Source organism: Corallococcus sp. AB038B, from assembly GCF_003668955.1.
GTDB classification, from domain to species: Bacteria; Myxococcota; Myxococcia; order Myxococcales; family Myxococcaceae; genus Corallococcus; species Corallococcus exiguus.
The window spans coordinates 24,626-31,975 of sequence record NZ_RAWO01000006.1; the positions used below are offsets into that span (position 1 = coordinate 24,626).

At 70.6% G+C, this 7,350-nt stretch carries 2 protein-coding genes; both read left to right on the forward strand.

The genetic code is table 11. The features are described from left to right. Positions 1 to 4,886 (forward strand): non-ribosomal peptide synthetase (locus D7Y04_RS23815; RefSeq protein WP_121760798.1); only part of this gene is annotated, 4,886 nt, incomplete at its 5' end. A 51-nt stretch (positions 4,887 to 4,937) separates the two neighbouring features. Then, positions 4,938 to 7,350 (forward strand): condensation domain-containing protein (locus tag D7Y04_RS23820; protein WP_147477184.1); only part of this gene is annotated, 2,413 nt, incomplete at its 3' end.

A 7,350-nucleotide genomic window follows, 5' to 3' on the forward strand; every position in this document is an offset into this window, starting at 1 on the left:
GCCACCTGCGCTCCCTCGGCGTCCGCCACGGCTCTCCCGTCGCCCTCTGCCTGGAGCGCTCCTTCGAGCTCATCGTCTCCCTCCTCGCCATCCTCAAGGCCGGCGGGGCCTACGTCCCATTCGACGCCTCCGAACCCCGCGAGCGTCTGGCATTGATGCTCCAGGACGTCGGCGCCCACCTGCTGCTCACCCAGCCTCGCTTCGCCGACTCACTCTCGCCTCTCTTCTCCTCCTGCTTCGTCCTCGGCCCCGACTGGCGCGCGCGCCTCTCCTCCTCGCCGGACTCCTCCCTCGACGTGCCCGGCCTCGGCGGCGACAGCCTCGCCTACGTGATGTTCACCTCCGGCACCACCGGCCGCCCCAAGGGCGTCTGCATTCCTCACCGCGCCGTTGCGCGGCTGGTGCTGGGCACCTCCTTCATGCGCTTCGGGCCCCAGGAGGTCTTCCTCCAGCTCGCACCCGTCGCCTTCGACGCCTCCACTCTTGAGGTCTGGGGCTCGCTGCTGCACGGCGCTCGCCTCGTGCTGCCTCCTCCCCGCGCCCTGTCACTGGAGGAGGTCGCGGGCCTGTTGCGGCGACACGGCGTCTCCGCACTCTTCCTCACGACGGCCCTCTTCGCGCAGATGGTGCAGCACCACGGCGAAGCACTGGGGGGCGTGCCGCAGGTGCTGGCGGGTGGCGAGGCCATGCCCATGGCCCGTGCTCGCGAGCACCTGCTGCGCATGCGCCCGGGCACACGCTTCCTCCACGTCTACGGCCCCACGGAGAACACGACGTTCTCCACGTCCCAGCCCCTGGCGCCCGCGACCCCTGTCGGCGCCTCGCTTCCCATTGGCGGCCCCCTCTCCAACTCCACGGCCTGCGTGCTGGACCCGGCCCTGCACCCGGTGCCCGTGGGCATGCCCGGCGAGCTGTATGTTGGCGGAGAGGGCCTGGCCTGGGGCTACCTCCACCGCGCGGACCTCACCGCGGAGCGCTTCATCCCCAACCCCTTCAGCGCGGAGCCCGGCGCGCGCCTCTACCGCACGGGTGACAAGGTGCGCTGGCTGGCGGACGGGACCCTGGACTTCCTGGGTCGCACCGACTTCCAGGTGAAGCTGCGAGGCTTCCGCATCGAGCCGGGCGAAGTCGAGGCCGCGCTCCGCCAACGGCCCGGGGTGCGTGACGCCATCGTCCGGATCCGCGAGGACGTGCCCGGAGACAAGCGCCTCGTCGCCTACGTCGTGCCAAGCACTCCGCTCACCGCGGCCGGGCTCCGTGCCGCCCTGCTCGAGCACCTGCCCGAGTACATGGTGCCCACGGCCTTCGTGCTGCTCGAGTCCCTGCCCCTCAACGCCAACGGCAAGGTGGACCGCAAGGCCCTGCCCGCGCCCGACGCGTCCGCCGTGGCCCGCGCCCCCTCGCGCCCGCCATCCACGGACACCGAGCGCCAGCTCGCCGCGCTCTGGGCCGATGTCCTCAAGCTCGACACCGTCGGCGCGGAGGACGACTTCTTCGCCCTGGGTGGACACTCGCTGCTCGCGACCCAGGTCATCTCCCGGGTCCGCGCGACGTTCGGCATGGAGCTACCGCTGAGCGAGCTCTTCGCAGCACCGACCGTCGCGGCGCTCGCGGAGCGGGTGGAGGCCCTGCGTCGGCGCGGAGCACCTTCCGCGCCGCCACTGGTGCCGGTGCCGCGCACCCAGCCGCTGCCGTTGTCCTTCGCCCAGCAGCGCCTGTGGTTCCTCGATCAGCTCCAGCCCGGGAGCGCTTTCTACAACGTGCCCGGCGTGGTGTGGCTGGAAGGCGAGCTGGACATCCGTGCCTTCGAGCAGGGGCTCACCGCGCTGTTGGATCGCCACGAGGTGTTGCGCACCACCTTCCCGCGCCACGGCGATGTGCCCGTCCAGGTCATCCATCCCACGGTGCCGCCGCACCTGCCCCTCATCGACCTGACGCACCTCGCGCCCGAGGAGCGCGAGCGCGAGGCCCGGCGGCTGGCCCTCGAGGAGGCCCAGCGCCCGTTCAATCTGACGAGCGGGCCCCTGGTGCGGGTCCGCCTGCTGCGGCTGGAGCGCACACGGCATGCGCTGCTGGTCACGCTGCATCACATCGTCTCGGACGGCTGGTCCGTGGGCGTGATGATGCGAGAGCTGGCGGCGCTCTACCGGGCCTTCATCTCCGGCCAGCCGGCCTGGCTTCCCCCGCTGCCCGTGCAGTACGCGGACTTCGCCGCCTGGCAACGCCAGTGGCTCCAGGGCGATGTCCTCCAGTCCCAGCTCGACTTCTGGCGCCAGCAGCTCGCCGACATGCCCGCCGCGCTGGAGTTGCCCACCGACAGGCCCCGCCCGGCCATCCAGTCCTTTCGAGGCGCCTCGCTCTCCGTCAGCCTGCCGCGGCCCCTCTCTGACTCCGTGCAGGCCCTGGCCCAACAGGAGGGCGCCACGCCCTTCATGGTGCTGCTGGCTTCCTTCCAGCTCCTGCTCTCCCGCTACTCCGGGCAGGATGACATCGTCGTTGGCTCCCCCATCGCCAACCGCAACCGCGCGGAGACGGAGGGCCTCATCGGCTTCTTCGTCAACTCGCTCGTCCTGCGTGCCCGCATCGACGCTCGCGCGTCCTTCCGCGCATTGCTGCGGCAGGTGAAGCAGTCCACCCTGGCCGCCTACGAGCACCAGGATGTCCCCTTCGAGAAGCTCGTCGAACAGCTCCAACCAGGGCGTGACCAGAGCCGCTCGCCGCTCTTCCAGGTCATCTTCGCGCTGCAGAACACGCCCATGGGCGCGATGGAGCTGTCAGGCCTGCGGCTGCGCCTCCAGGAGCTCGAAGCCGCGACCGCGAAGTTCGACCTCGACTACAGCCTGACGGAGACGGCCGAGGGGCTCACCGGCACCATCGGCTACAGCACCGACCTCTTCGACGCGGCCACCATCTCCCGGATGATGGAGCACCACCGCGTGCTCCTCGAGTCGCTGTGCGCCGAGCCCGACGCGCCCCTCGACACCCTCTCACACCTGACGCGCGCGGAGCGCCAGCAGGTGCTGGTGGCGTGGAACAACACGCGCGCGCAGTACCCGCGGGACACGCCGCTCCACGTCCTCTTCTCCCGTCAGGCCGAGCTCACTCCCGACGCAACCGCCCTCGTCCTCGGCGACGAGCACCTGACGTACCGCCAGCTCGACTCCCTCTCCAACCAGCTCGCACGCCACCTGCGCTCCCTCGGCGTCCGCCACGGCTCTCCCGTCGCCCTCTGCCTGGAGCGCTCCTTCGAGCTCATCGTCTCCCTCCTCGCCATCCTCAAGGCCGGCGGGGCCTACGTCCCATTCGACGCCTCCGAACCCCGCGAGCGTCTGGCATTGATGCTCCAGGACGTCGGCGCCCACCTGCTGCTCACCCAGCCTCGCTTCGCCGACTCACTCTCGCCTCTCTTCTCCTCCTGCTTCGTCCTCGGCCCCGACTGGCGCGCGCGCCTCTCCTCCTCGCCGGACTCCTCCCTCGACGTGCCCGGCCTCGGCGGCGACAGCCTCGCCTACGTGATGTTCACCTCCGGCACCACCGGCCGCCCCAAGGCCGTTGCCATCGAGCACCGCTCCGTCCTGCGCCTCTTCCACGGCATCCACTACGCCCACCTCGGTCCCGAGGAGACCTTCCTCCTCATCGCCCCCATCTCCTTCGACGCCTCCACTCTCGAGGTCTGGGGTCCGCTGCTCTTCGGCGGCACGCTCGTCGTCTTCCCGCCCGAGTCCCCGGGCGACCTGAAGCTGCTCGCCCACGTGCTGCGCCACCACCGCGTCACCACCCTGCACCTCACCGCGGGCCTCTTCGCGCAGATGGTGGACCTGGAGTTCGACAGCCTGCGGGGCCTGCGGCAGCTGCTCACCGGCGGCGACGTCGTCTCCGCCCCTCACGTCCGCCGTGCCATCGAGGAGTTGGGCATTCCCGTCACCGCCTGCTACGGCCCGACGGAGAGCACGCTCTTCACCTCCTGCCACCGCATGACGCGGCCGGAGCAGGTAGGCACCTCGGTGCCCATCGGGCACCCCATCGCCAACACCCAGGTGTACCTGCTCGACGCGCGGCTGCGGCCGGTGCCCGTGGGCGTGCCCGGTGAGCTCTTCATCAGTGGCGACGGCCTGGCGCGCGGCTACCTCTCCCGCCCGGAGCTGACCGCGGAGCGCTTCATCCCCGACGCCCTCTCCTCGCGGCCCGGAGAGCGCCTCTACCGCACGGGAGACCTGGCGCGCTGGCGGCCGGACGGGGTCCTCGAGTTCCTCGGCCGCCTCGACAACCAGGTCAAGGTGCGCGGCTTCCGCATCGAGCTGGCCGAGGTGGAGGCCGCGCTGCGCTCCCACCCGGCCCTCCGCGAGGCGGTGGCCGTGGTTCGCGAGGACGTTCCAGGCGACAAGCGGCTGGTGGCCTACGGCGTGCCCTCCCCGGATCAGCCGGCCCTGGAGGCGGATGCGCTGCGCGCCTTCCTCGCGCAGAGGCTGCCCGGCTTCATGGTGCCCTCGGCCTTCGTGGCGCTGGAGGCCCTGCCGCTCACCGCGAACGGCAAGGTGGACCGGAAGGCCCTGCCGATGCCGCAGGCCCTTCGCAGCGAGGAAGGCTTTGTCGCCCCCCGGACGCCCCTGGAGCAGGAGCTCGCCGCGATCTGGGCGGAGGTCCTCGGCCTGGACAAGGTCGGCATCCACGACAACTTCTTCAGCCTTGGCGGCCACTCGCTTCTGGCGACCCAGGCCATCTCCAGGCTGCGCGCGCGCTTCGGGGAGGAACTGCCCCTGCAGGCGCTGTTCGAGGACCCGACCGTGGCGAAGATGGGCCAGCGGCTCGAACAGCGGTCAGCCCCCAAGCCGCAACCCGATGAGCCGGCGCGGACGGAACAGGAGTGGGTCGAGGAGCTGCTCTAGGCCCCCCATCCGACACCGCGCGCCCATCAACTCCTTACGAAAGAACCCGCCTTGTCACCGTCCGATACCGCCGTCCGTACCCCGCTTGACGACATCCTGACCGAAATCGCCGCGGCCGGCGCGACGCTCGCGGTCGATGGGTCGAACCTCCGGCTGGGCGCGCCCAAGGGCAACATCAGCAGCGAGCTGCGCGAGCGCATTCGCGCGAACCGCGAGGCGCTGATTGCCTTTCTTTCCGCGCGCAACGCGAGGAGTGAGGTGCGAGCACCGCTGGTGCGCGTCGCGCGCGACAAGCCGCTTCCGCTCTCGTTCGCTCAGCAGCGGTTGTGGTTCTTGAACGAGCTGGAGCCAGGCAACCCGTTCTACAACGTCCCGGTGGCGGTGCGGATGCGCGGACGGCTCGACGTCGCGGCCCTGCATGCAAGCCTGGATGAAGTCGTGCGGCGCCATGAAGCCCTGCGCACCCGCTTCGTCATGAGCGACGGCGCGCCGTTCCAGCAGATCATGCCGCACCTGACGCTGACACTGGCGCAGGAGGATCTGAGCGCGCTGCCAGGCGGCGAGCGGGAAATCCAGGCGCTGGCGGGGATGCAGGAGGAAGCGCGCACGCCGTTCAATCTGGCCGAAGGACCGCTGATCCGCTTCCGGCTGCTGCGCCTGGAGGCGACGGAACATCTGCTGCTGCTCACCCTGCATCACATCGTCGCCGATGGCTGGTCGATGGGCGTGCTGGTGCGTGAGCTTGGCGCGCTCTACGCGGCGTTCGCGCAGAACCGTCCTTCGCCCCTTCCCGAGCTGAAAATCCAGTACGCGGACTTCGCCCAGTGGCAGCGCCAGGTGCTGTCTGGCGAGGAGCTGGACAGGCAGGTGGCGTACTGGAAGGCCCGGCTGGACGGGGCGCCGACGCTGCTGACGCTGCCCACCGACCGGCCGCGGCCCGCGACCCAGAGCCACCGTGGCGCCACGCATTCCTTCGAGGTGCCGCCCGCGGTCACCGCGGGTTTGCGCGCGCTGGGCCTGCGCTCCGGGGGGACGCTCTTCATGCCGTTGGCCGCCGCGCTCAATGTCCTGCTGGCGCGCTACAGCGGTCAGCACGACGTCTGTATTGGAACGGCCATTGCCAACCGCACCCGCGGCGAAATCGAGCCGTTGATTGGCTTCTTCGTCAACACCCTGGTGCTGCGCACGCGCATGGAGGACGACCCGAGCTTCCTCGACCTGGTGGAGCAACTGCGGCGCACGGCGCTGGAGGCCTATGCCCACCAGGACCTGCCCTTCGAGCAGCTGGTGGATGTCCTGTCGCCGAAGCGGCATTTGAGCCACACGCCGCTGTTCCAGGTGATGCTGGGCCTGCAGAACGCGCCCATGGGACGGCTGGCCCTGCCAGAGCTGGTGTTGGAGCCCGACGCGGCGCGCAGCCAGACCGCCAAGTTCGACCTCACCTTCGACTTCACGGAGACGGGCGAGCGGCTGCAGTCCTTCATCGAATACAGCACCGACCTGTTCGACCGCTCGACCATCGAACGCATGGCGCGGCACTTCCTGGTGCTGCTGGAGGCCGCGGTCGCGCGGCCTCAGACGCGCATTTCACGGCTGCCGCTGCTGGATGGGAAGGAGCGGAGGGAGCTGCTGGCGGCGTGCAACACGGCGTCGCGGTACGCGGTGGACGGCACGCTGCACGGGCTCTTCGAGGCGCAGGCGGCCCGCCGGCCTCATGCAGTGGCGCTCACCCACGAGGGCCGCTCCCTGGCCTACGGCGAGCTCAACACGCGGGCCAACCAACTCGCGCACCACCTGCGCTCCCAGGGCGTCGGGCCCGACGTGCTGGTGGGCCTGTGCGCCTCGCGCGGCTTCGACTTGCTGGTGGCCATGCTCGCCATCCTCAAGGCCGGCGGGGCCTACCTGCCGCTGGACCCGGACTCCCCGGCGCAGCGGCTGCTGGGCATGCTGGACGACGCGCGGCCCGCCCTCGTGCTCACCCAGGAGTCCTTCGCGGAGCGACTGGCCGGCGCGCGCCAACCCCTCTGGTGCCTGGACCGGGATTGGCAGTCGGTGGCGGGCCTGCCCGACGCCAACCTCCCGCCCCTCAGCGGGCCTGGGCACCTGGCCTACGTCATCTACACCTCCGGCTCCACGGGCAAGCCCAAGGGGGCGCTCCTGCAACACGGCAACGTGCTGCGCCTCTTCCAGGCGACGTCCTCCTTCGCCTTCAGCGAGCGCGACGTGTGGAGCTTCTTCCACTCGCTCGCCTTCGACTTCTCCGTGTGGGAAATCTGGGGCGCGCTGCTGTATGGCGGGCGCGTGGTGGTGGTGCCCGACGCGGTGAGGCGCTCACCGCCCGCCTTCCTGGAGCTGCTGTCCCAAGAAGGCGTGACGGTGCTCAACCAGACGCCCTCGGCCTTCTACCAACTGCTGGAGGCGGACGCGCAGCTGAAGCTGCCCCTGGCCCTGCGAAGCGTGGTGT